16 protein-coding genes and 1 pseudogene are annotated in these 21,290 nt (G+C 66.3%); 2 read left to right on the top strand and 15 right to left on the bottom strand.

Annotation, left to right across the window (positions count from 1 at the left end):
• Positions 1-83 precede the first annotated feature (83 nt).
• Entirely contained in the window at positions 84-572 is a 489-nt protein-coding gene (locus NCT32_RS33665; protein ID WP_250478474.1) for an Hcp family type VI secretion system effector, read from the top strand.
• 72 nt (positions 573-644) lie between these two features.
• Here NCT32_RS33665 and NCT32_RS33660 read toward each other — a convergent pair whose 3' ends face one another.
• The 10 genes from NCT32_RS33660 to NCT32_RS33615 form a co-directional block, all read right to left on the bottom strand.
• A complete protein-coding gene (locus NCT32_RS33660; RefSeq protein ID WP_250478473.1) occupies positions 645-980 on the bottom strand; it encodes an STAS domain-containing protein in 336 nt (111 codons plus the stop codon).
• A 28-nt stretch (positions 981-1,008) separates the two neighbouring features.
• A complete protein-coding gene (locus NCT32_RS33655; RefSeq protein ID WP_250478472.1) occupies positions 1,009-1,437 on the bottom strand; it encodes an ATP-binding protein in 429 nt (142 codons plus the stop codon).
• Positions 1,434-3,437 carry a SpoIIE family protein phosphatase gene (locus NCT32_RS33650; protein ID WP_250478471.1) on the bottom strand — a complete coding sequence of 668 codons (2,004 nt, stop codon included), beginning with the start codon at positions 3,435-3,437 and terminating at the stop codon, positions 1,434-1,436. The genes NCT32_RS33655 and NCT32_RS33650 overlap by 4 nt, the downstream gene beginning before the upstream one ends.
• Positions 3,438-3,591: 154 nt before the next feature.
• Positions 3,592-6,276 (bottom strand): DUF2169 domain-containing protein, encoded by a 2,685-nt coding sequence (locus NCT32_RS33645; RefSeq protein WP_250478470.1) that lies wholly within the window; start codon positions 6,274-6,276, stop codon positions 3,592-3,594.
• Positions 6,277-6,279: 3 nt separating this feature from the next.
• The gene (locus NCT32_RS33640) at positions 6,280-9,102 is read right to left on the bottom strand and encodes a type VI secretion system tip protein TssI/VgrG (RefSeq protein WP_250478469.1); all 2,823 of its coding nucleotides are present in this window, start codon (positions 9,100-9,102) and stop codon (positions 6,280-6,282) included.
• Between the two features lie 134 nt (positions 9,103-9,236).
• The gene (locus NCT32_RS33635; RefSeq protein WP_250478468.1) at positions 9,237-9,632 is read right to left on the bottom strand and encodes a DUF4150 domain-containing protein; all 396 of its coding nucleotides are present in this window, start codon (positions 9,630-9,632) and stop codon (positions 9,237-9,239) included.
• 10 nt (positions 9,633-9,642) lie between these two features.
• On the bottom strand, positions 9,643-10,311 hold the full coding sequence (locus NCT32_RS33630; protein WP_250478467.1) for a DUF3540 domain-containing protein: 669 nt from the start codon (positions 10,309-10,311) through the stop codon (positions 9,643-9,645).
• A 64-nt stretch (positions 10,312-10,375) separates the two neighbouring features.
• On the bottom strand, positions 10,376-11,368 hold the full coding sequence (locus tag NCT32_RS33625) for a pentapeptide repeat-containing protein (RefSeq protein WP_250478466.1): 993 nt from the start codon (positions 11,366-11,368) through the stop codon (positions 10,376-10,378).
• Positions 11,369-11,522: 154 nt separating this feature from the next.
• Positions 11,523-12,470, bottom strand: coding sequence for a hypothetical protein (locus tag NCT32_RS33620; RefSeq protein ID WP_250478465.1), 948 nt, complete (start codon positions 12,468-12,470; stop codon positions 11,523-11,525).
• Positions 12,471-12,652: 182 nt separating this feature from the next.
• Positions 12,653-14,638 (bottom strand): hypothetical protein, encoded by a 1,986-nt coding sequence (locus NCT32_RS33615; RefSeq protein ID WP_284502498.1) that lies wholly within the window; start codon positions 14,636-14,638, stop codon positions 12,653-12,655.
• Between the two features lie 411 nt (positions 14,639-15,049).
• Between NCT32_RS33615 and NCT32_RS33610 the strand changes: the two are divergent.
• Positions 15,050-15,337: pseudogene (locus NCT32_RS33610) on the top strand (dimethylsulfonioproprionate lyase family protein); the annotation flags it as partial.
• A gap of 99 nt (positions 15,338-15,436) precedes the next feature.
• Here NCT32_RS33610 and NCT32_RS33605 read toward each other — a convergent pair.
• The 5 genes from NCT32_RS33605 to NCT32_RS33585 all read right to left on the bottom strand — a co-directional run bounded on the left by NCT32_RS33605 (position 15,437) and on the right by NCT32_RS33585 (position 21,275).
• Positions 15,437-17,242, bottom strand: a complete 1,806-nt coding sequence (locus NCT32_RS33605; RefSeq protein WP_250478462.1) for a sigma-54-dependent Fis family transcriptional regulator — start codon at positions 17,240-17,242, stop codon at positions 15,437-15,439.
• Between the two features lie 76 nt (positions 17,243-17,318).
• Complete coding sequence (locus tag NCT32_RS33600; RefSeq protein ID WP_250491310.1) at positions 17,319-18,452, bottom strand: branched-chain amino acid ABC transporter substrate-binding protein; 1,134 nt, start codon at positions 18,450-18,452, stop codon at positions 17,319-17,321.
• On the bottom strand, positions 18,449-19,168 hold the full coding sequence (locus NCT32_RS33595; RefSeq protein ID WP_250478460.1) for an HAD family hydrolase: 720 nt from the start codon (positions 19,166-19,168) through the stop codon (positions 18,449-18,451). Before NCT32_RS33595 ends, NCT32_RS33600 begins: the two co-directional genes overlap by 4 nt.
• A complete protein-coding gene (locus NCT32_RS33590; protein ID WP_250478459.1) occupies positions 19,165-19,935 on the bottom strand; it encodes an enoyl-CoA hydratase/isomerase family protein in 771 nt (256 codons plus the stop codon). Before NCT32_RS33590 ends, NCT32_RS33595 begins: the two co-directional genes overlap by 4 nt.
• Positions 19,932-21,275 carry a phenylacetate--CoA ligase family protein gene (locus tag NCT32_RS33585; protein ID WP_250491309.1) on the bottom strand — a complete coding sequence of 448 codons (1,344 nt, stop codon included), beginning with the start codon at positions 21,273-21,275 and terminating at the stop codon, positions 19,932-19,934. Before NCT32_RS33585 ends, NCT32_RS33590 begins: the two co-directional genes overlap by 4 nt.
• Between the last annotated feature and the right edge of the window lie 15 nt (positions 21,276-21,290).

The raw sequence follows: 21,290 nt of genomic DNA, 5'->3' as shown, positions 1-21,290 counted from the left end.
CACCGTAACGGCTGACGCGCAGAATTCATCCCATGCACAGAACGAACTGCGCACAACCGACAAACAACCACTGGAGAAGAATCATGCCGATGCCCTGCTACCTCGCCCTCGAAGGCCAGAACCAAGGCAAGATCGAAGGCTCGACCAAGGTTCAAGGTCACGAAGGAAAGATCCTCGTGCAAGCCGTCGATCACACCATCGAAATCCCGAAGAGCCCGCAAACGGGCCTGCCCACCGGCAAGCGCGTGCATCTGCCGATGACGCTCACCAAGGAAATCGACAAGTCGTCGCCGAAGCTGTTCCAGGCGCTGACGTCGGGCGAGCAGATGAAGGACGTGACGCTCGAGTTCTACCGCATTTCGCCCAAGGGCACGGAGGAGAAGTACTACACCGTGAAGCTCTCCAACGCGATTCTGACGAACATGAAGTCGTGGACGCCGAACTGCCTGTCGCCGGAGAACAAGCAGATGGGCCACATGGAAGACATCTCGTTCACATACGAGAAGATCACGTGGACGTTCGATCCGGATGGCATCGAAGCCGAGGATTCCTGGCTCGCGCCGAAGGCTTGATCGAATGACCCGACGTGCAGGCCGCCTCACATGAGGCGGTCTTTTTTGTTTGCACGAGAAAAGGAAGAGCGATCAGGCGGTAAGCGCTGCCATCGCCGCCGCGCGATCGTGCACTATGCGAAACAGCGAATCGAAGCCGATCACCTGAAACACCTCGTGCACCTGCGGCAGCAAGCCGGCCAGCACCAGATCGTGTCCCGTGCCGCGGGCCGCCTTCGCCGCCTTCAGCAAGACGCGCAAGCCGGCGGAGCTCACATACTGCACGTCGCTCATGTCGAGCAGCACGCGGCGGCTCGCCTGCACGCGCTCCGGCAACACGTCCTCGAGCTGTTTCGACGTCGTGCTGTCGATGCGTCCTTCCACGGCGACCACCAGCACGTCGCCTTCGCGGGTTTCATTGATATTCATCGGGTTCCTCGGTAATTCATAACGCGCATCACGCAGCCGGCTGCGCGGCGATGCGCTTGCTGAAGTGCAGGCAATTGCGATCGTCGCGGCGCTCGTAGGTCACCGCATCCATGACCTTTCTGACCAGGAAGACGCCCAGACCGCCGATCGCGCGATCATCGACATCGCTTGTCACGTCAGGGTCCGGCAACTGGAGCGGATCGAAGGCGACGCCGTCGTCGCTGACCTCGGCGCGCACCGCGTCGGCCGCGATCGTCACGCGCACGCGAATCGGATCGTGCGCGGAGCCGTACGCGGCGATGTTCGAGATCACTTCGTCGAAAGCCATCGCGAAGCTCTGGAAGAGCGGCGGCGGCAGGCCGTGCGCGTCGAAGAGCGCCTCCAAGCGATCCACCAGGTCGCCGATATCCGGCGTCCGTGCGTCCAGTTGCGTGTCGAGCGTGCCGGTTGCGCTCATGATGTCGTCGGTCCGGAAGCCCCGTAATGAATCGCGAGGCAAGTGATGTCGTCGGATTGCGGCGCGCCATCGGCGAAACGATGCACGCTGTCGAAAAGGCGCTTCAGCAGCACTTCGACTTCCACGCCCTTCGCGTCGGCCAGATGCTGCGCGAGACGCAGTTCGCCGTATTCCTCGTCGGCGGGATTGAACGCTTCGGTCACGCCATCGGTGTACAGCAAAAGCGTCGTGCCGGCGTCGAGACGCATGTGTCCTTCCGCGAACGGCGTGCCTTCGATCACGCCCAGCGCCATGCCGCCCGTGCCCGGCAATTGCGATATCGAGCCGTCGGGCGCGATCACGTAAGGCGGATTATGGCCGCCATTCGCGTATTCGAGTTCGCCGGTCGCCGTGTCGAGAATGCCGTAGAACAGCGTGACGAACATCGTCGCCTCGTTGTCCTGCGCGAGCAGGTCGTTAGCGAGCGCGAGGCACGCGCCCGGACTCGCCGCGCTCGGCGCGATCGCGCGCAGCAGCGTGCGCGCCACCGCCATGAAAAGCGCGGCGGGCACGCCTTTGCCCGACACGTCCGCGATCACCACGCCGATCTTCTGATCGGACAGCCAGAAGTAATCGTAGAAGTCGCCGCCGACTTCGCGCGCCGGAACCATGCGCGCGAACATCTGCAAGTCGGGACGCGACGGAAAGCGCGTCGGCACGATCGACTGCTGCATACGCCGCGCGACGTCGAGTTCCTGCTGGATCGACACGAGCTTCGTATGCGCGTTGAAGACGTTCTGGATCGTCAGGAACCAGGGCCGCCACGCCTGCGGAATATCGGGAATCGACTTGACCGAGCCGCGGTCTTCGTCCTGGATGTAGCGCACGAGCTTCTGCGCGGGAAGAATCGCGTCGTTGTACGTCATGCGGCTCGCGATCATCAGCATGAGCGTGAGGCTCAGCACCAGCACGAGCACGCTCGGCACGCCGGTTTCGAGCGCCACGCGCTGCAGGTTCCAGCGCGGCAGCAGCAGCACGAGACGGAAAGGCGCATGGCCGATGCCGACCGCTTCGATGTAATAGTCGTCGAAGATCGTGAGACGGCCGTCGGCGTCGCGCAGCACGCGCTCGACGTCGCGGCGCAGCGCGGGCGGAAAGGCGTCGGCGGCCATCCGCACTTCCTGCGCGCCCGCGTGCACCAGTTCGGGATCGGCGAGCAACTGTCCGCGGTCGTTCACGATGAACATCCGCCCGAGTCCCGGCGGCCACGTACGCACGAACTGGTTGAGCCAGCCGAGCGTCAGATCGAGCGACACCGAGCCGCGAAACGCGCTGCCGTCGAACACGCCCGCCGATGCGGTCACCATCAAACCCTTGCCGGCTTCATCGACATAAACGGGCGTCCAGAACACCGAACGCTCGGGCCCCGGCGCGCGCTGCACTTCCGTAAAGAACTCCTGCTTCCTGAGGCTGTCGGCGTAAAAGTAATCCTTCGACGCCACCCACGGATAAATATTGATGAAGCGCCGCGCCGACGTGTAGTAGACCCACGTCGCGCCCGGCAGATTCGCCATGATCGTCTTGAACGGGCCGTTCAGGCTCAGCGCCATCTTGAGTTCGCGATCGAGCGCCCGCGTGCGCGGCCCGACGAGGCCTGTCAAGTTGCCCGCGTCGGCGGGCGTCCACGGCGCGGGCAGCGCATCGAGCTGAATGCTGTCCGGCTCCCTGCCGGGCCGGAGCGCGTCGAGCAATGCCGTATCGGGGGCGCCCTGCGGATGCAGCCGCAGCCACGTCTCGCCCTGAATGCGCATGGCGTTGACGGCGTCGGTGCTGCTGCGCACGAGCGCGTCGAGCGCGATCGCCTGCTCCTGCATCCGCTGGCTCACGCCGGAAGTCTGCGCTTGAAGCGTCATCCGGTATTGCAGATAGACGAGCGCGCACGCCACGACGAGCACGCCGACGAGCGCGATACGCATGACGCGGTTATAGCGGGCGAACAGTGCCGCCGTCAGATCGGACATACGTTGCTTGGGTTATCGGGCTGGCGTCGGCCATCGCCCTTCGGTTGTTCTCGTGCTTCCGGCCGATCGGAAACATCGGCAAGAGTGTAGCGAGCCGCCGCGCGTCCGATGCCTCGAAATAAGCGCCAAAGAGGCGAGTGTTCGGGGCTTCGCATCAGACGGCCGGCGGCCGGTACTTGAGGATCGTCCGCTCGATGTTCGAGCCTTCGACCATCGCGAGGGTCGGTTGCGTCTCGTCGAAATTGACGCCGTACAGATTCGCGTGCCGGAGCAGCGCGCCGTCGAGCCTCGCCTTGCGCAGCGAACCTTTGAACAGGTTGATCGCGGTCAGATCGGCGCCGCTGAGATCGGCCTTCGCGAACTTCGCGCCTGGCGCCAGCGCGCGCCGGAAGATCGCCGTCGCGGCTTGCGCGTTGCTGAAATCGGCATCGTCCAGCAACGCGCGCTCCAGATTCGCGCCGCGCAGTTGCGCGCCCTGCCAGTTCCCGCGGACGAGGTTCGCGCCCGCCAGTTGCGCGCCGTCGAAGCACGCCGACTGCGCGCGCGATGCGCCCAGGTTCGCGCCGGCGAACGTTGCCTGCCGCGCCTGTGCGCCGTGGAAGACCGTCTGCTCGCAGCGCGCGCCTTCGAAGTTGCCGCCGTTCAGCACGCTTTCGCGGAATGTCGCACGATCCAGTGCCGCGCCACGGAAGTTCGCGCCGGTCAGATCGCCGGCATCGAAGTGGGTTTCCTGCGCATGACATGCCGATGCATCCGCGCCCGCCATCTTCGCCTTGTTGAAGAGCGCGCGGCCGAGCCGTGCCGCGCCGAGCCGCGCGGCGCTGAAATCGGCCATCGAGAAATCGCCGCCCGTCAGGTTCGCGGCGCGCAGATCGGCGTCGGTGAACTTTGCGCCGCCGCCGCTCGTGTCCATCAGTTCGGCATCCTGCAAATCCGCGCCGCTGAAATCCGTCTCCCGGAGCAGCGCCTGGCTGAACTTCGCGCGTTGCAGCGCGCTCTTCGCGAACGAGGTCTTTTCGAGCAGCGCCGCCGAAAAATCCGCGCCGGACAAATCGAGCGCGGACAGATCGAGGCCGGACAGATCGTAGCCGGCGAGGCTCTCGCGCGCCGCGTGCCGCGCGATCACCTGCTCGCGCGTCAGTTGCGCCGTCGGCGGCTGCGGCAACGGCGGCGCGGACAAGTCGGGCGCGTCCGGCATGGCGGGTGTTGCCGGCAGCGCCGCCAGCGCCGCGAGCGCGGACGGATCGACGGAAGGCAGCGGCGTGCCGGGCTGCGGCAGCGCGGCGAGATCCGCGGTTGCCGGATTCGACGCCAGCCAGCCGTTCACCTCGCCCTCGCTCATGCCGGCCTGCTTCAGCATTTCGCGCGTGGCGTCCTGCATCCTCGCCGCCATCGACGGCAAGTCGGCGAGGTTCGGCTCCGGTCCCGGGTCGGCGGCCTTCAGAAGCGGCGCGAGGTCCGCGTCGCTCAGGCCGTGCGTCTGCATGAACGCACGCGTGCGCGCGTTCTGCGCCGCGGTCATGCGCTCGATTTCGGCGAGGCTCACCGGAGCCGGCGGCTCCTCGACCTTCAGGAACGGTTCGAGATCCTTCGCGGTCAGTCCGTGCCTGTTCATGAAGGCGTCGGTCTGACGGTTCAGGTCCGCGGTCATCGTCTGGACCTGAGCCAGTTCTTGCGCCGCTTCCTCTGTGATCGGCGCGGGCATCGCCGGGACGGACAGCGCGGCGGGCGCCGTTGCCGCCGCCGTGCTTGCGGCGATCGGCGCGGCCGGTTCGGCGGGCGTCGCGTCGGCGGCTTTGGTCAGGCTGGCCAGCAACTCGTCGCGATAATGCTCGAACGGCAACGGCGCCGATGCCATCGGTTCCCACGCGGCCAGCATGTGCGTGACGTCGCTCGCGTCGGAATCGGTGACGGCGGCGAGCGCGCGATACAGAACCATCCCGCATCCGAGCTCGGGAAACAGCCAGACCGTGTCCGCCCGCGCGTCGAGTTCGCGCACGACCGCTGAATCGGACGCCGCATCGGACGCCCGGCCGTACACGAAGCAGCGCGCGCGCAAGCCCGGCAACTGGCCGCGCAACAGCGGACGACGCGCATCCATGCCCTGAATCTCGAACGTCTCGTCGCCGGCGAAATAGCCGGACGCGCGCCATTGATCGGACGGCGCGCTCATGAAGAACTGCTCGCGCGTGTCGGCGGGCAGATGCGGCCAGTCGGTCGCGAGCCAGCGTTCATCGCACGCGCCGAGATACTGCTGGCGCTGCGGCGACATCGGATCGAACGCCCAGAAGCCCGCCGGGTCGGGACAATCGGCGCGGCCGAGCATCCGCCGCGTTTCGTATTCGACGTTCGGCAGCGCCAGACGCGCGCCGCCGTCCTGCCCGGGCGATACCCATCCCTTGCCGGACGGATTCGCCGTCCAGCCCGCCCCGCCGAACGCCGTCGCCGGGACGATCGGAATGCGCGCATACGGCGCTGGCCGCGAGGGCAATCCGCCGACGCCGAAGTGCCGCTCGCCGCTGACGACGAGCGTTTTCGCGAGCTCGCCCACACGCACGCTCACGCGCATCTGCTCGACCTCGCTGCCGAGCGGCGCGCAGGCCGCGCCGTAGACGAGATATTCGCCCGCCGGCTTCGGATAGCCCTGATCGAGCATTCCGTCGTTGCCGAGCGCCTGCTCGACCAGCGCCCAGACTTCGTTTTCCGGCACGAGACCGTCGATCCCGCCGGGCGCGTCGAAGCGGAAACACGCCATCAGGCTCAGCGCAAGCGAGTCGCGCCGCGCGAAACGGAAGGCGCGGTAGAGCAGCGCCATATCGAGCGATTTCAGGACTTTCATCGTTCAGCCCAACTGGATCAGTTTGCCGGTGCAGGCCACCCAGGAATCGGCGTACAGGAGCACCGTGGCGCCGCTCACGGTCGTCGATCCGAGGCCGCGCAGCACGGCCTTGCCCGCGGCGTTGATCTCGACATCGGCGGTTGCCTGCGCCGACACGGAAGCGCCGCTCAGGTTCGCCTTGCCGATAGCCTTGAGCGCCAGGTCTGCCGCCGCCTCGACGGTGACGGCCGGCGCCTTGATCGTCGTCGTGGCGACTCCGGTGATCGCGACATCGCTGCCGGTGGCGCCGAATTTCGCCGGCGTGGTCATCGCGATGCCCGCCGCGGACATCGACAGCTTCGCGAGCGAGCCCGCCGGCCCCACGGTCATGGCGACGCTCGCGTTCGCGCCGAGATCGGGCGTCGACATCGCGAGCTTCGCGCCCACGCCCGCGAGACCGACGCCGAGATTGACGCCCTTGTCGTCGAGCGTGACGTTGCTCACGTAGGCGGCTTCGGTGTTGAGCGTCGTGGCGAGCGATCGCGCCGCGTACTGCATGAAGCCATAGACGCCGAGCGCCTCGGCCCCGGCGAGCGCGTACTGCGCGTCCAGCAGCCCGGTCGTGTTGGGCGTCCACGCGCCGGCTTTCGCGCCGTCGCTCTGATACGCCTTGTAGGTCGAGGCGATCGCGAGCGCCGCCTGCGCGGCGAGCGCGGTGCTGGCCGCGATCTTGACGCCCGTCTTCACCGTGTTCACGGTCGCCGTGACGAGCGGCAACTGGCCGCCGGACAGCGTCACTTTCTCCACCGCGCGCTGGTTCTGCTTCTGATTGAGCGTGATGCCGGTCGAATCGTCGATGGTCAGCGACTGCACCGATGGCGACAGCCACGAGCCCGCGCCCGACGCGCCCGCCGCCGCGCCCATGAGACCGCCGATCGCCGCGCCGGCGACGGTATTGCCCGCAATCGACGATGCCCCGCCGCCCGATGTCGCGGCGAGCGCCCCGAGTCCCGCGCCGCCCGCCGCCGCCCCGGCGATCCCGCCCACCGCCGCCGCGTTGGGCAGCCCGGCGAACACGCCGTTCCACGTGACGCTCATGCCCGCCGACATCGCAAGCGTCGCGCCGAGCGTCGCATTGTTGTTGACGGCCGCCGACAGCGTCGTCGCCGCGCCGACCGTCAACGTGTTCTTGCCGCCGACGCTCGTCGCGTTGGTCGTGCCGAGCGTGACGGTTTCGCTGTTGCCCGCCGTGCTGCTCCAGATGCTGCCGCCGCCTTTCGGATCGATCGAGCCTATGCCGATCGTGCTGTTATGGAACGGCGAATGCAGCCACATGACTTCCTTGCCTTCGCTGTCGCCCATATGCAGCATGTTGCCGCCCGCCGTGCTGATGCGGTTCTCGTGCGCGCTCGCCTGTTCGACGACGCTTGGATTCTCCGAATTCGGCACCGCGCCGACGATCACGGGCCGGTCCGGATCGCCGTCGGTGAAGGACAGCAGCACCTCGGCGCCCTTGTGCAGCGGAAAGTGCATGCCGTGGTCGCTGCCCGCATAGGGCGTCGCCATGCGCACGCGCGCGGAGCCCTTGTTGGGATTCTTGTCGGTCAGATCGAACGGCAGTTGCACCTTGTACTGACCGAACTCGTCGAGCTCCGCGTACTGGCCCGAACCTTCGCTGTCGATGAACGCGGTCATCGTGCCGGCCACGCGCGGCTTGGACGTCGCGCGCTGCGGCCGGAACTGCACGTTCGCGGGAATCGCGCGAAAACTGTTGCGATACGACGTCTCGCCGCGCGCGCCACTGGCGCCGGCCAGCAGCGCGCCCGCCTGCGTGCCCCGGTGATGAATCTCCGTGATGAGATAGGTGTCGTTGAAATCCTGCCGGTAATGGCCCGCGAGCCGCGCGAAGTAGCCGCTGCGCAGCCCGACCGCCGTCGCCTCGCCCGAAAACACGCGGCCCTGGCAGACGAGCGCCTGCGCGCGCAGTTTCGCGTAGCGCCGGCCTTCGGTCTCGCCGCGAAAATTCTCGCCGTAGAGCATGACCTGGCCGAGCCCGTCGTCCGATACGGTTTCGACGATCTTCAGCGGCACCGCCGCCTTGCGATGATTGAACTCCTGCAGGATCACTTCCTTGGGCAAGGGCTTCTGGCGGCTCACGAAGTCGCGCACGGAGCGCCCGGAGACGCCGGTGTCCATCTCGTCGTCGGGACGATAGTCGACTTGCACCGCGTTCGCGTCGTGCATGATGCGGTCATCGACGACGATCAGTTGCCCGCCCGCGTCGTGATCGAAGTAGTAATACATGCCTTCGTTTTCGAGCCAGCGCGACACGAAATCAAGATGCGTCTCCTCGTACTGACAGACGAAGCTGCGCGGCCGGTACGCGCCGTTGCGCTCGAAATTGCCGCTCAGGCGGAAAGCGTAATCGCTGTCGGTGAACTGGCTGTCCTTCAGCACGCGCTCGAGCGTGGCGGGAATCGGCTGTTCGTCGAGATACACCTCGGAGATGCGATACAGCGACAGCCGCCATAGACGCGGCACCAGCACGGCGCGATAGAACACGTAGCCGTCCGCACGATGCAACTGGTCGAATTCGGCCAGCACGCCGTGATACGGCACGTTGTCGCGGCCATCGGGCGGATAGATGACGAACGTCGCGGGATGCCTGAGCATGGCGTCGAAATCGATCGACGCATCTTCCGACACGAGGGTCAGCGTGAAGCGGAAGGGCTGCGAGATCGCCTCGAAGCCTTCCATTTCGACGACGGCGAACTTGCCGGCATCGTGCGCGGCGGATCGGAAATCGAAGCGCCGATTCGCGAGTACGTTGTCAGACGGTGCATTCACAATGCTTTCCTCACAGGCTTTTTTGGGTTCGAACAGCCCCGCGGCGTCGCGCGCCGCTCGCTTGGTCGCGCCGCGCGTCCTTCACTGCCGCAGGTTCCGGGCGTTCGCATGGCCGTTTCATGTGTGCGCGAGCCTCAGCTCATTACCATGACGATCGCCTGGCTCGGCGCCACCACCGAGCCGACGATATTGCCGTCGTTGTGCTGCGTCATGTCGCCGAGCCGCACGGCGGGCGCGCCTTCGAGCATCACGCAGACGCTGCCGAGCGGGAAGGCGACCGGCCCCATCACCTGATTCGATACGACGCCGCCCGCCACGCCGGCCTGATCGCCGTCGCTCATGGAAATCTGCGATGCGGTCGTCAGCGCCGGCATCCCGCCGATCATCACCTTGGTCGTCGCCGGATTGCCGAGCATCGGCATCCCGATGTTCGGATAGGGAATCGGCACGGGCGGTGCGGGCGGCGCGGGCGTCTTGCAGACGTCGGGCGCGCCCATGCACTGCCCGGCCTGTTTGGTGACTGCGAACATGGTGTTCCCCTTAGCCGAGATCGATTTTTTCGCCGTCGATACGCACATGGCCCTCGGCCAGCACGCTCGCGTGCTGCGCGGTGATGTGCAGCCGCTCCTCGACCTGCATCCGCACGCGGCCGGCGCGCGTTTCGTCGACGTCTTCGGTCCAGCGGAAACTCGTGCGCGCCTTTTGCACCAGCCGCTCCACCGTCGATGTCATCTCCCGCGCGACCGTCCGCACGATGCCGAAGCGCGCCTGCGTCTCGCGAATCGACGCGTTCATCCGGTCGAAGGCGAGATCGCCGATCACGCCCTCCACGGCCACGCGCGGCGCACCGATGGCCACCTCCGACGTCGCGTTCATGCGGATGCGCGCGGCGTCGATCCGCAGCCCGCCTTGCGCCGCGTGCAGCGCGACGCCGCCCGGCAGCAGCAGATCGGCGCTGTCCGGGACCGCGCGCGCCAGCACCGCCAGCACGTAAGCCGCGACGTTTGCGCCGGCGCGGCAGACCAGCACGGAATCGCCGCAATCCGGCTCGACGAGGCAGCTATCCGCGCGCAGCGCGCGCTCCAGAGAGCCATCGGCTGCGCTCAGGAAGTACCACTGTCCCGCGCGCCCGGTCACGGTCGCGTAGACGAGACTGGCCGCTTCGTCGTTGCTCGCCCGCATCATCGGGACCAGATTGGTTTGCTTCATGGTTCGTTCCGCCTGTCGAGTCGTGTGTCGAGTCGTGTTTGCCGCGTCCGCTCTGCCGGGCGCGTCATCGGGCGCGCCACTCTTCGGCCTGCAACAGCAGGTCGTCCGTGGGACGCACGTTGCTCAGGTTCGCGCCGTCCCAGCGCGTGCGTTCCTGTTTCAGCGCGTGTGCGTTGGAGCCGCTCAAATCCGCGCGGGAGCCGTCCGCCTCGGAAAAATCCGCATGAGACAGCTCGCAGTTCACGAACCGCGCGGCTTTCAGCGATGCGCGCCGCCACGTCGCCTTCTTCAATACCGAGCGGTCCCAGTGCACGCCATCGGCGCGTGCGTCGGAAAAATCCGCCCCGCTCGCATCCGATAAATCGAAGCGCGCGCCCTGCAAGTCGGCCTGCGCGAGCCGCGCGCCGAGCAGCGCCGTGTACTGGCCTTTCACGCCGGCCAGCATTGCGCCGTCGAGTTGCGCATCGATGAAACTCGTGCGGTCCAGCGCGAGCCCGCCGAGATTCGCGCCTTGCAGTTGCGCGGCGTCGAGAATCGTCATGGTCAGGTCGCACGTCCGCAGATCATGGCCGCGAAGGTTCGCGCCCTTTAGATAAGCATTGCGCAACGACGCGCCCGCCAGCTTGGCGCTCGCGAGATCGGTGTTCATCGCGGTCCAGCGAACGAGCGTCGCGCGCGAGAAGTCCGTTCCGGCGAATACGCTGCCGTAGGCATCGGCGCGAATGAGCCGCGCCCCGGCGAACGAGCTCGCGTTGCAATCGCAGGCGTTGAAATGTGCGCCGGAAAAGTCCGCGTCCTGCGCATTCGCTGCGCGCAGATCGACGCGCGTGAATGTCGCGCCCGCGGCCTGCGCGCGCGTCAGATTCGCGCCGGACAGTGCGACCTTTTGGAATTCCGCGCCGGCGAGCATCGCGCCCGACAGATTCGCGCCCGCTAGCGAGACATTCGTGAAGCGGCTTCCGGACAAGTCCTGACCGGACAGATCAATGCCGCTCAGATCGATATCGGCGATCTGCCGGTCGCGGGCGAGCGCGTTCCTGAGCTGCTCCGGCGTCATGCTGCCTTTCTCCGCGTGCGGCGCGCTTTGCCTTGCCTGCCTGTTGCTTTCATCGCTTGCTCCGTCGTTGTTGCTTCTGCGTGAGTCTCGCGCGACGGTGCTACCGCCGTGTTGCAATGTCCGGCGGCTGCGTTACGGATGTAACCGGAGCCGTTCACGCGGCGACGCCCGGCACGATGTCCGCGCGTGCCGTCTCGTCCTGCCGTGCGCCGCCGTGGCCGAGAAACGCCAGGCGCTTTTGCAGCACGCTCGCGCTCGTCAGTTCCAGGATTTCGGAAAAGGCCATGCGCGTCATGGATTTGGGATCGGCCGTGCGCGCGCCCTGCTCCGCCATCAGCGTGGCGATGACCTCGCGGTAGTCCTCGATGCCCGCCACCATGATGTCGAACCAGCTCAGCCACGCGGCCTCGATGGTCTCGTCCTGCACGAGCAGCTTGCACAGACGTCCGATGCGCGTCGCCTGATCGAGCAGGATCACGTCGATCTCGCTTTCGTTCGCGCCGAGGCGCTCGCGCAGGCCGGCGTCCCATCGGACGCTGATTTCGGGAAGGAAGATGTAGCGCAAACCCTGCACGATGCCGATGCGGCTATCGGCCGAGGGAATCATCGTGAAACCGTCGATCGCCCAGCCTTCGCCGGGAAAGCCGACGATCTGGCGCACGAGTTCGACCGTATCCGCGATGCGCGTGGGCACCTTGAACATGACCGTGAGGCCGGGACGCGCGTTGTCGGTCCACTCGCCCGGCGGCAGCACGCGGCCGACGAAAGCATCGGTCTGCGCCGCGCCGTTCGCGAGCGAGAACACGCTCGCGGCGAGCCTTGCGGCGTCGAAGCCCGCTTCGGCTTTCACTTCGAGACCGACGGATAGTTCCTGACTCGATCCATACCGCCCGAGCACGGGGCGCAGCACGACTTCGCGCACGCGCGCGTCGCTCGTCAGCAGCGTGACCAGCGGCCCGACGAAATGCCTGAAACGCGCGCCGACCGGATAGACGACCGACGCCGGCATCGTGGGCGCGCCATGACCGCGCAGTCGCGCGAGTCCGCCAGCCGAAATCTGCTGTGTCAAGCCCACGAAATAATGATCCACAGCGTCGGCCATCGCCGTTCCTTGTTGTTGTGTCGCGCCGGTTCGAGTACGTCGCAGTGTAGCCATGCGCGGCGCGGCCAAAGCTCCGAGCAGAGCGCCAAAGAGGCGACTATTCGTGGCTTTGCCGCGCCGCGTGTTTTGCATCGCGCGTTGCATCGCGCTTGCTCGGCGCCGGCTGTTCGCTAACCTCGCGCTTATTTCGCGACACCGACCCGCTGGCAGCTCGCGAGCGCGCCGTTGCTGCCTTGCGTGTAGGCGAGGCGGTATCCGCCGTTCGCGAGACCGTGCTTCGACGCCAGTACGATCTGACCGAGCGTGCCCCTGGCGGCGGGACGCGCCATCGACGGCTGTTGCTCGATGATCAGATCCGCGAGTTGCGGATTCGCGCGCGCTTCGTCCGCGCCGATGATGCGCCGCACGTTCGACACGCTGCCGCGGTACCACCCGTAGAACGGCCGATACGCCGGCCCCGCGTAATGGCTGTCGATGATCATGTACGGATCGAGCGTCTTCAGCGCGTGCAGCACGTCGTTATCGTTGAGGATGTAGGCGAGATCGCCGCCGAGACGCGAACCCGGCTCGCCGATGTGCGCCGGATCGTAGCGCCAGCCTTCCGGCCCGTTGCGCAGCTCGGACCACTTCTTCCCCGTCCAGGTCACGACATGCGACAGCGCGATGGTGGAGGTTGCCGTCTCCGGAACCGTCACGTTGTTGACCTTCGGCGGCGCGACCGTGATGTACAGCAGATCGCCCGGCAGCAGGTGCTTCGACGTGTCGTCGAAGTTGCCGTGATTGATGTCGAGCAGCACGCCCGTCTGTTGCGGACCGGCCCATTTGGGCGTGCTCGCCGCGCCGGCGGGCGTCATGCACGCCTGCGTGGTGATGCCGGTTTCGACTTCGCGGTTGTCCGTGGTCAGTCCCGCGAAGTTGTAGACCCACGCGGTGAAGTCGGAGCAGTCCACGCCGTGCCATTGAATCTGCGCGGGCGGCAAGGCCTGCGCGCTCGCTTCGCCCTGGTGCTGAACGATCTGCGAGCCGTCGATGCCGCTGCGCTGCGCGGTGCAGGTCATGCCGTACTTCTGCGTCGAACTGCTCTTCTCGCCCGACGTGCTGCCCTTCGACGAATTGCGATACCTCGGATCGGCCGACGACGAATCGTCCGGCGGCAGCCAGCCCGGAACGTGGTGATGGCAATAGTTGACATTCTGATCGACCCAGTAATTTTCGACTGCGATCACGAGTTCGCGCTGGAACATGGCGATGTCCGTGCATCCGGCGGGCGGCTCGATCGCGCCGTACTGGCCGGCGAGCGGGCCCCAGCTGCTCGTCGTCTGGAAGGTCGACCAGTTGGTCTTCGTCATATTGCCGGTGAGCTTCGCCTGCACGTCGTTCCTGCGGCCTTCGAAGAGCGCGAGGTTGTCGTTCAGCAAGGCGATGCGGTCGCCGCACGTCGACGCGCTGCCCTTCGCCGTCTGGATCGCGCCCGGCATCACCGGCTCCAGTTGCGCGACCGACGTGATGCCCGAGCGGTTGCGCGGGTTCGACATGTGCATCGACGCGCCCGCCGTGATCGAGCAGTTGCCGCCGTCGGGCGCGCCGAGCGTGCCGTCGGCGGCGACATTGCCCGCGCCCGCGTGGCACGAAGTCAGCGTGTCGCCGTTGGCGGCCTGCGCGACGATGTCCTGCGTGCTCGCATCGATGGAACTGCCGTCGGTAGTGCGGCTTTCGGATTCCGCGCCGAGGGCGAGCGCCATCTTCGCGCCGTCCGTGACCGCCGACGCCGTGCCCATCGCGACGAGCGTCGGCGTCGTCTGCTGCACGTCGATATCGCCGGCGAACGCGTTCACGCGCGCCATCGCCGCGGCGATATGGCCCGCGACGAGGCCGCCCGCGGCGCGCGCATCGGCGACGACCGCGTTCGAGTACGCGGATACGACCATCTGCGACGGCGCGCTGAGATAGACCGCGTCGAGTTCGCCGGAGAGGCTCGTGGCCGTTCCATTCGCTTCCTCCTCGAAGCTGCCGCCCGTCACGCGCACGAGCAGCGGATAGCGCAGCGTGCCGCGCAGGCTGAACGTGCCGTCGCTATCGGTGGTGGCGACGGCGGCGGGTTTGTCGGACACCGTGCCGTCGGCGGAGATCTCGTGCGCGGTCACGGATGCGTTCGCAACCGGACCCATATACACGCCGCCCGACGTGGACGGCGTCGAGCCGCCGCACGCGGAAAGAAACAGGGAAAACGCCGCACCCGCCGCGACGGTGGAAAGAATGGGCTTCACGATGACCTTTTCGTTGGAATTTGCGCGCCGCAGGCACGGCGTGTGACATACGGATGCGGCTTCGCAAAGCCTTGCATCGACGTCGCCAGCGTAAGGGAAGCGTATGAAAGCCGATCCTGCGATCAGACTCGAAAAGCAGCGGCTTTTCGGGGAAATGGGCGCGGCGCGCGGCGAACAGGCTCCTCGACGCTCGCAAGACCGTCGACGTCTAGCTCCGCAAGCTGAACTGCAACATGTTCTTGGCGAGACCGATCCACGAACGGCAAAAAATCAGCATGGTCTTCCGAAGCACCTGGTCGCGGGGAAGCTCTTATGAATCGCCGTGCGGAGAACGTGGCGGCTTTCATCGCCATTGCGGAAAAGCTGTTTCAGTCGGAGAAACTGCCGGAAGGCGAATGCCGCGTCGCCGCGCGCGTGTTCGAGCGGCTGCAGACACCATCCGACGATGGCGTTCGGCCCCAGACGCGCTATCCCGCATGCGAGTGGCTCGACGCCACGCTTGCGCCCTTCATCGACGACGACACCGCCTACGTGCTCTTCACGCCCGGTGAACTCCGGCAGGACGACGGCGAATGGATCGATCCGGGCATGGGCGGCGGCATTCATAACGTTCGCAATAATCCGCATGCGATGCGAGCCGGTTCCGTGCCCTTTCTCGCCGTCTGGTCGCTGCTGACGAAAGACGGCGACTGGCGATCCTCAATCCGGCGCACGTATCGCCCTCTCAATACGAATCCCATGCCGCTTCATCTTCGCGTAGAGTGCGGGCTTCGACACCTGCAGCAGCTTCGCGCAGTTCGTCACATTGAAGCCGCACGCTTCGAGCGCGGCCTGTATCGCGATGCGTTCCGCTTCCTTCAGCGAAACCGGCGCGCCAAGATTGTCCGGCGACGCGCGGCCCGTCTGCGCGACAGGCGCACTGCCGAGAAGCGACGACACATCCGCGATACGCTCGCCCTCATTGAAATTGACGATCTTCTCGACGAGATTTTCGATCTCGCGCACATTGCCCGGCCAGTCGTGCGCTTCGAGTTGCCGCAATGCCTCTTCCGCGATCTCCGGCGTCGGCTTGTGCATGCGCGTGCAGTATCGATCGAGAAAGAATGCCGCCATTGCACGGATATCCTCGCGACGCTCGCGAAGCGGCGGAATCGTGATTTCGATCACGTTGCAGCGGTAGTACAAGTCTTCGCGGAAGGTCTTCGCGATCACCATCGACGCGAGATCACGATTGCTCGCGCAGATGATGCGCACATCGACGGGAATGCCGCGCGTATCGCCGATGCGCGTGACTTCGCGCTCTTGCAGCACGCGCAGCAGCTTCGCCTGCACGTCGATGGGCAGCTCCGATATCTCGTCGAGAAACACCGTGCCGCCATCGGCCGATTCGAACTTGCCCGGACGGCCGTCGCGCGCCGCTCCGGTGAAGCTGCCGGGCGCGTGGCCGAACAGCTCGCTTTCGATCAGCGCATGCGGCAACGCCGCGCAGTTGATCGCGATGAACGGCTGCGCGGCGCGCGCGCTCGCATTGTGGATCGCCTGAGCGAAGACTTCCTTGCCGACCCCGCTCTCGCCCGACAACAACACGTTCGATGCGCCGCGCGCCGCCTTCTTCGCGGCATCGACGGCGCGCTTCAGACCCGCGCTCGATCCGATCACGCTACCGAACGTGAAGCGGGCGTGATTGCCCGCGTAGCGCCCGGCCATCTTGCGCACGCGCCGCATCTCGCGAAACGTGTTGACGACCGACACCACTTCGCCGCAACGGTTCTTGATCGGAATGGCGGTGTCGAGCAGATGCAGATGCCGCGCCGGCGAATCGATGATCAGTTCGCGATCGACATAGCCCACGCCCGTGCGATAAATCGGTCCGACGATCGGCTCGAAATCGATCACTTCGTTGAGCGTCTTGCCGATGCTCGTCTTCGGATCGATGCCGAGGATGCGCCCCGCGACCGAATTGACGTGCCGCAGCACGTGGCCTTGCCCGATGACCATCAGACCGTCGCCGATATGATCGATGATCGCGCGCTGTTCCTCGACGAGCGTGTCATAGGCGGCGAGATCAAAGGCGCTGTGAAGCAGGACGTCGAGCGTCGCGCCGAGCAGCGCGATCCACGGAGCGGGCGTCGGATCATCTGATGAAGGCGAACGCAACGCGACGAGAAAGACCCGCCGCCCGTGCGCATCGACGCGCAGCGCGAACGCCTGCGCAACCGATGCAGCCGCGCCTTGCAACGAGAGCATCACGCACCGTCCATCCGATGTCGCCGTCGCCGCTTCCGCGAGGGCGGCGAGCCGATCCGACGGACACTGCGCGAGGAACGCATCGAGCGTGGCATCGGCGATATGCGCGGCGCCTTCGAGCACATGGCCGCCGCGATCCAGCGTGCAGATGCATGCCTTCGCTTCGCGCGCCGCGAGACGGCGCGCCAAGCGCCAGCGGGGAGACGCGAGCGCGCTCTCCAGCGTGGCGATGTCGGGATCGAGCGCAACGGTGGCCATGTCTGCCTGCGAACGGTCGGGCAACGGCTTCGAATATATCAGGACAAAATCCCGCCGCCCGGCGTCGCGTGGCGCATCAGTCCTTCTGCGCGATCGCGGTCAGCGCGCCGCCGTTCAGCCGATACACCGTGACCGGCGCATCGATCCAGTCACCGTTCGCATCGAACTTCACGGGGCCGAGGATGCTCGCGAACGACTGAACGCGCAACGTCTTCACGAATACTTCGGGTTTCGCTGATCCCGCCTTTTGCATCGCGTCGGCGACCACGAGCGTCGCTGCGTAGAACGCGGGCGCGTAAGTATCGACATCGGCGCCGAACGCGCTCTTGAACTTCGCGCGGAACGTCTTGCCGTCGGGCAGCGTGTCGAGCGGCGCACCGCCCTGCGCGCAGAACATGCGCTTGTCGGCGACGCCCGCCGAGAGCTTGTCGAACTCGGGCGAACAGATGCCGTCGCCGCCGACGAGCGTCGCGTTCACGCCGAGCTCGCCCATCTGCCGCGCGAGCGTCGCGGCTTGCGCGTAGTAGCCGCCGTAGAACACGACCTGCGGATTGCGCGACTTGATCTGCGTGAGGATCGCCTTGAAATCGGTTGACTTGTCGGTGCTGTATTCCCGCGCGACGACCTGCATGCCCTCCTTCTGCGCGGTCTTGATGAACACGTCGGCGACGCCCGTGCCGTATGCGGTCCGGTCATCGATCACGGCGGCGCGCTGCGCGCCGAGCACCTTCGATGCATAGACCGCCATGCGACCTCCCATCACGTTGTCGTTGGTGGCGAGGCGAAACACGTAGGGATAACCGAGATGCGTGAGATCCGGATTCGACGATGCGCCCGTAATCATCACGACATGCGCATCGTTATAGATACGCGCCGCCGGAATGCTCACGCCCGAGTTGTAATGGCCGATCACCGCCGAAACGCCATCGTCGACGAGCTTCTGCGCGACGTTCACGCCGACTTTCGGATCGCCCTGATCGTCCATCGAGATCAGCTCGAATTTCACGGGCTTGCCGGCGATCGTAAAGTCCGTCGCGTTCAGCTCGTCGATGGCGAGGCGCACGCCGCGCTCGTCGTCCTTGCCGCTTTGCGCCGCGCTGCCGGTGAGCGGTCCCGCCACGCCGATCTTGACCACTTGCTGCGCGTGTACAACGCTGCACAGCATCGCAGCGGATACGACGCACGCAATCGCCATGTTCATCGGTTTCATATCGTTTCCCCAGTCGCTGTGAATGACAGACTATCCAGAACGTCCCGTACCGGCGACAACGTGTCGAACTCGAAATCCGGACGCGGCTGCCACGCGCCGAGCGTATCGCCGCCGCGATTGATCCACGCCACCGCCATGCCGAGCGGCTTCGCGCCGTCGATATCGGCCCAGCTCGCGAGCGAGCAATGCAGCACCTCCTGCGCGGGCAGCGCGAGGCGGTCGAGCGCGAGCGAGAAGATCGCCTGCGACGGCTTGTACGCCTGCGCCATCTCCGCGGTCGTCACGTGCTCGAAGTAGCGCGTGAGCTGCGTGCGGCGCCACAGGTCGCTATCCATGTTCGTGATCGGCATGAGCGGATAGCGCGACGCGGCCCAGTCCAGAAACGGCGCCGCGTCCTCGTGCGCGGGCGATGCCTCGACGAGATGCGTGAGGAACACATCGGTCAGCGCATCCATCGTGTGGCCACGGCGCGCGCCGGGCCAGCGCGCATCCAGCACGGCCGCGAGCGCCTGCTGCGCGACATCGCGATAACGCGCGTACGCCTGGCCGCGGTAGAGCCGCACGTTGCGGATGTCCCAGTCGAGATAGATGTCGAACGGTGCGTCATTGGTTTCGACGGACAGCCGCCGCAGCACTTCCGTCATGCCGAGCGTGCCGCCGCGATCGACATCGACGAGCGTGCCGAAGTAATCGAAGGTCAGGGCTTTCGGGTTCATCGTGCATTCTCCTTGCGCGTCGCGAAGGCCTTCACGCGCTCGGCGGCGTCGGGGTCCGCGAAGGCCTCGATGGTCGCCGCGAATTCGAGTTCGAGGCTGCGCGAAAGCGTGTCCGTTAGTGCCGTGGTGACGGTCCGCTTGAGACGCGCAATCGACGTGTGCGACTTCCGCGCGATGCGCGCCGCCAGCGTCATCGCCGTGGCGAGCATCGCAGCGCGCGGCACGACGCGATTGACGAGCCCCATCGACAACAGCGACTGCGCGCTTTGCCGTTCGCCGAGCAGCCACAGTTCCATCGCGCGTTGATGGCCGACCGATTGCGGCAGCAGATGCGTGACGCCGCCCGTCACGAACTGGCCCCACTCCATTTCCGGAAAGAACGCGACGAGATCGTCCGACGCCACGACGATGTCGCAATTGAGCATCCACTCGAAACCGCCGCCGACCGCGAAGCCATGCACCGCACCGACGACCGGCTTCGCGTTGAACATCAAATCGCGCGTGATGCGCTGGATGCGCTCGATGTGACTACGAATGTTCGCATCGCTCGCGCTCTGCTCGCCGAATTCCTTGAGATCGTCGCCCGCGCAGAACGCGCGGCCTTCGCCCGTCAGCACGATCACGCGGCACGACGCGTCGTCGTTCGCGCGTTGCAACGCGTCGTGCAGATCGTCGAGCAGCGGCCCGCCGATCGCGTTCATGCGCTCGGGGCGCGCGAGCGTCACGATGCAAACGGGCCCATCCATGCTTGTCTTCACGTAGCTCATGCGGGCTCCTTGTCGATCCAGCGTGTCTTGCCTTCGGTGCGCGGAAAGTGTTCGAACGGGACCATGGTCACGGCCGCGCTCGCGCCGATGCGCTCGCGCACGGTCGTCTCGATGCGCAGCGCCGCATCCGGCCAGCGCTCGACGGGCAAGCCGTTCGCGGCCTCGACGGTCATCGCGATGCGGTCGTACGGACCCGGCCCTTTCAGCACGATGCGGAACATGCCCGACGCCCATTGCGGCAGCGCCTCGACCGCGAGCCGCACCGCGCCCGGAAACACGTTCACCCCGCGCACGTTGAACATGTCGTCGGTGCGGCCCGTCACACGAAAGCGCCACGCGCTGCGGCCGTCCGGACCAGGATCGGTGGCGGTCACCGTGACGACGTCGCGCGTCCGATAGCGCACGAGCGGCTGACATTGCTTGCGCAAGTGCGTGCAAACGAGCTCGCCTGTCGTGCCCGCTTCGATCGGCACACGCGCGAGCGTCTCGGGGTCAACGATCTCGGCGAACACCACGTCCGCCGCGTGATAAAGCAGATCGTGGGTCCAGTCGGTCTGTCCGCCAAGAATGCTCAGCACTTCCGATAGGCCGAAGTTCGCATTGCGCACCTTGAAGCCCCACTTCTCTTCCATCGCGGCGCGCAGTTCGGGATTGTCGAGACCCGCTTCGCCGCCGAAGAGACCGAGCTTCAGCCGGAGATCGCGCGGCGCGGGGCCGCGGGTCTCGCGCAACACCTGTTCGATCAGCGCGGGATAGGACGGCGTGCAGGAAATCGCGTTGATGCCGAGATTGAGGATCGAATCGATCAGGAGCCGCGTGTTGCCGACGCCGAACGGCACGACCGTCGCACCGGTGGCTTCGAGAATCGTGTGATCGGTGAAGCCGCCCGTCCACATGCAGTAGTTCAGGCAATGCACGACGCGATCGTCCGGACGGAGGCCCGCCGCCCACATCGAGCGCGCGCCGACGCGGGCGATGTCCGCAGCGTCGCGAGCGCTGTTGGCGAGAATCAGCGGCCGGCCGGTCGTGCCCGACGTGCGATGCAGCCGCGCGATGCCGGCTTCCGCGCACGCGGCGTAATTGCCGTACGGCGACGCGCCTTCCTGGCTCACGCGCAGCTCGTCCTTCTCGGTGAAAGGCATGTCCTGGAGCGTATCGAGCGTGATGTCGTCGCGGCCGGTCCAGTGCGCGAGCTTGGTCCGGTAGAACGCGGACATCGAGCGCAGATACGGCCAGTGCGATGCCCAGAGCGCGTCCTGCTGGCGGCGCACGTCGGCGGGCGGAAGCGTTTCGAACGCTTCGTCGAAAAAGACGCCGTGCGTCGGGGAATGATCAGCCATGTGCCTTCTCTCGTC

It is taken from the genome of Caballeronia sp. INML2, from assembly GCF_023631365.1.
GTDB lineage: Bacteria > Pseudomonadota > Gammaproteobacteria > Burkholderiales > Burkholderiaceae > Caballeronia > Caballeronia turbans.
The sequence above is the reverse complement of the archived record's forward strand: the minus strand, read 5'-3'. Positions and strand labels throughout refer to the sequence as shown.

What these genes read in the sequence shown, in the direction of transcription:
- NCT32_RS33665 (WP_250478474.1), top strand. Translation starts at nt 84, where the DNA reads ATGCCGATGCCCTGCTACCTCGCCCTCGAAGGCCAGAACCAAGGCAAG.
- NCT32_RS33660 (WP_250478473.1), bottom strand. Translation starts at nt 980, where the DNA reads ATGAATATCAATGAAACCCGCGAAGGCGACGTGCTGGTGGTCGCCGTG.
- NCT32_RS33655 (WP_250478472.1), bottom strand. Translation starts at nt 1,437, where the DNA reads ATGAGCGCAACCGGCACGCTCGACACGCAACTGGACGCACGGACGCCG.
- NCT32_RS33650 (WP_250478471.1), bottom strand. Translation starts at nt 3,437, where the DNA reads ATGTCCGATCTGACGGCGGCACTGTTCGCCCGCTATAACCGCGTCATG.
- NCT32_RS33645 (WP_250478470.1), bottom strand. Translation starts at nt 6,276, where the DNA reads ATGAAAGTCCTGAAATCGCTCGATATGGCGCTGCTCTACCGCGCCTTC.
- NCT32_RS33635 (WP_250478468.1), bottom strand. Translation starts at nt 9,632, where the DNA reads ATGTTCGCAGTCACCAAACAGGCCGGGCAGTGCATGGGCGCGCCCGAC.
- NCT32_RS33630 (WP_250478467.1), bottom strand. Translation starts at nt 10,311, where the DNA reads ATGAAGCAAACCAATCTGGTCCCGATGATGCGGGCGAGCAACGACGAA.
- NCT32_RS33625 (WP_250478466.1), bottom strand. Translation starts at nt 11,368, where the DNA reads ATGACGCCGGAGCAGCTCAGGAACGCGCTCGCCCGCGACCGGCAGATC.
- NCT32_RS33620 (WP_250478465.1), bottom strand. Translation starts at nt 12,470, where the DNA reads ATGGCCGACGCTGTGGATCATTATTTCGTGGGCTTGACACAGCAGATT.
- NCT32_RS33615 (WP_284502498.1), bottom strand. Translation starts at nt 14,638, where the DNA reads ATGGGTCCGGTTGCGAACGCATCCGTGACCGCGCACGAGATCTCCGCC.
- NCT32_RS33605 (WP_250478462.1), bottom strand. Translation starts at nt 17,242, where the DNA reads ATGGCCACCGTTGCGCTCGATCCCGACATCGCCACGCTGGAGAGCGCG.
- NCT32_RS33600 (WP_250491310.1), bottom strand. Translation starts at nt 18,452, where the DNA reads ATGAAACCGATGAACATGGCGATTGCGTGCGTCGTATCCGCTGCGATG.
- NCT32_RS33595 (WP_250478460.1), bottom strand. Translation starts at nt 19,168, where the DNA reads ATGAACCCGAAAGCCCTGACCTTCGATTACTTCGGCACGCTCGTCGAT.
- NCT32_RS33590 (WP_250478459.1), bottom strand. Translation starts at nt 19,935, where the DNA reads ATGAGCTACGTGAAGACAAGCATGGATGGGCCCGTTTGCATCGTGACG.
- NCT32_RS33585 (WP_250491309.1), bottom strand. Translation starts at nt 21,275, where the DNA reads ATGGCTGATCATTCCCCGACGCACGGCGTCTTTTTCGACGAAGCGTTC.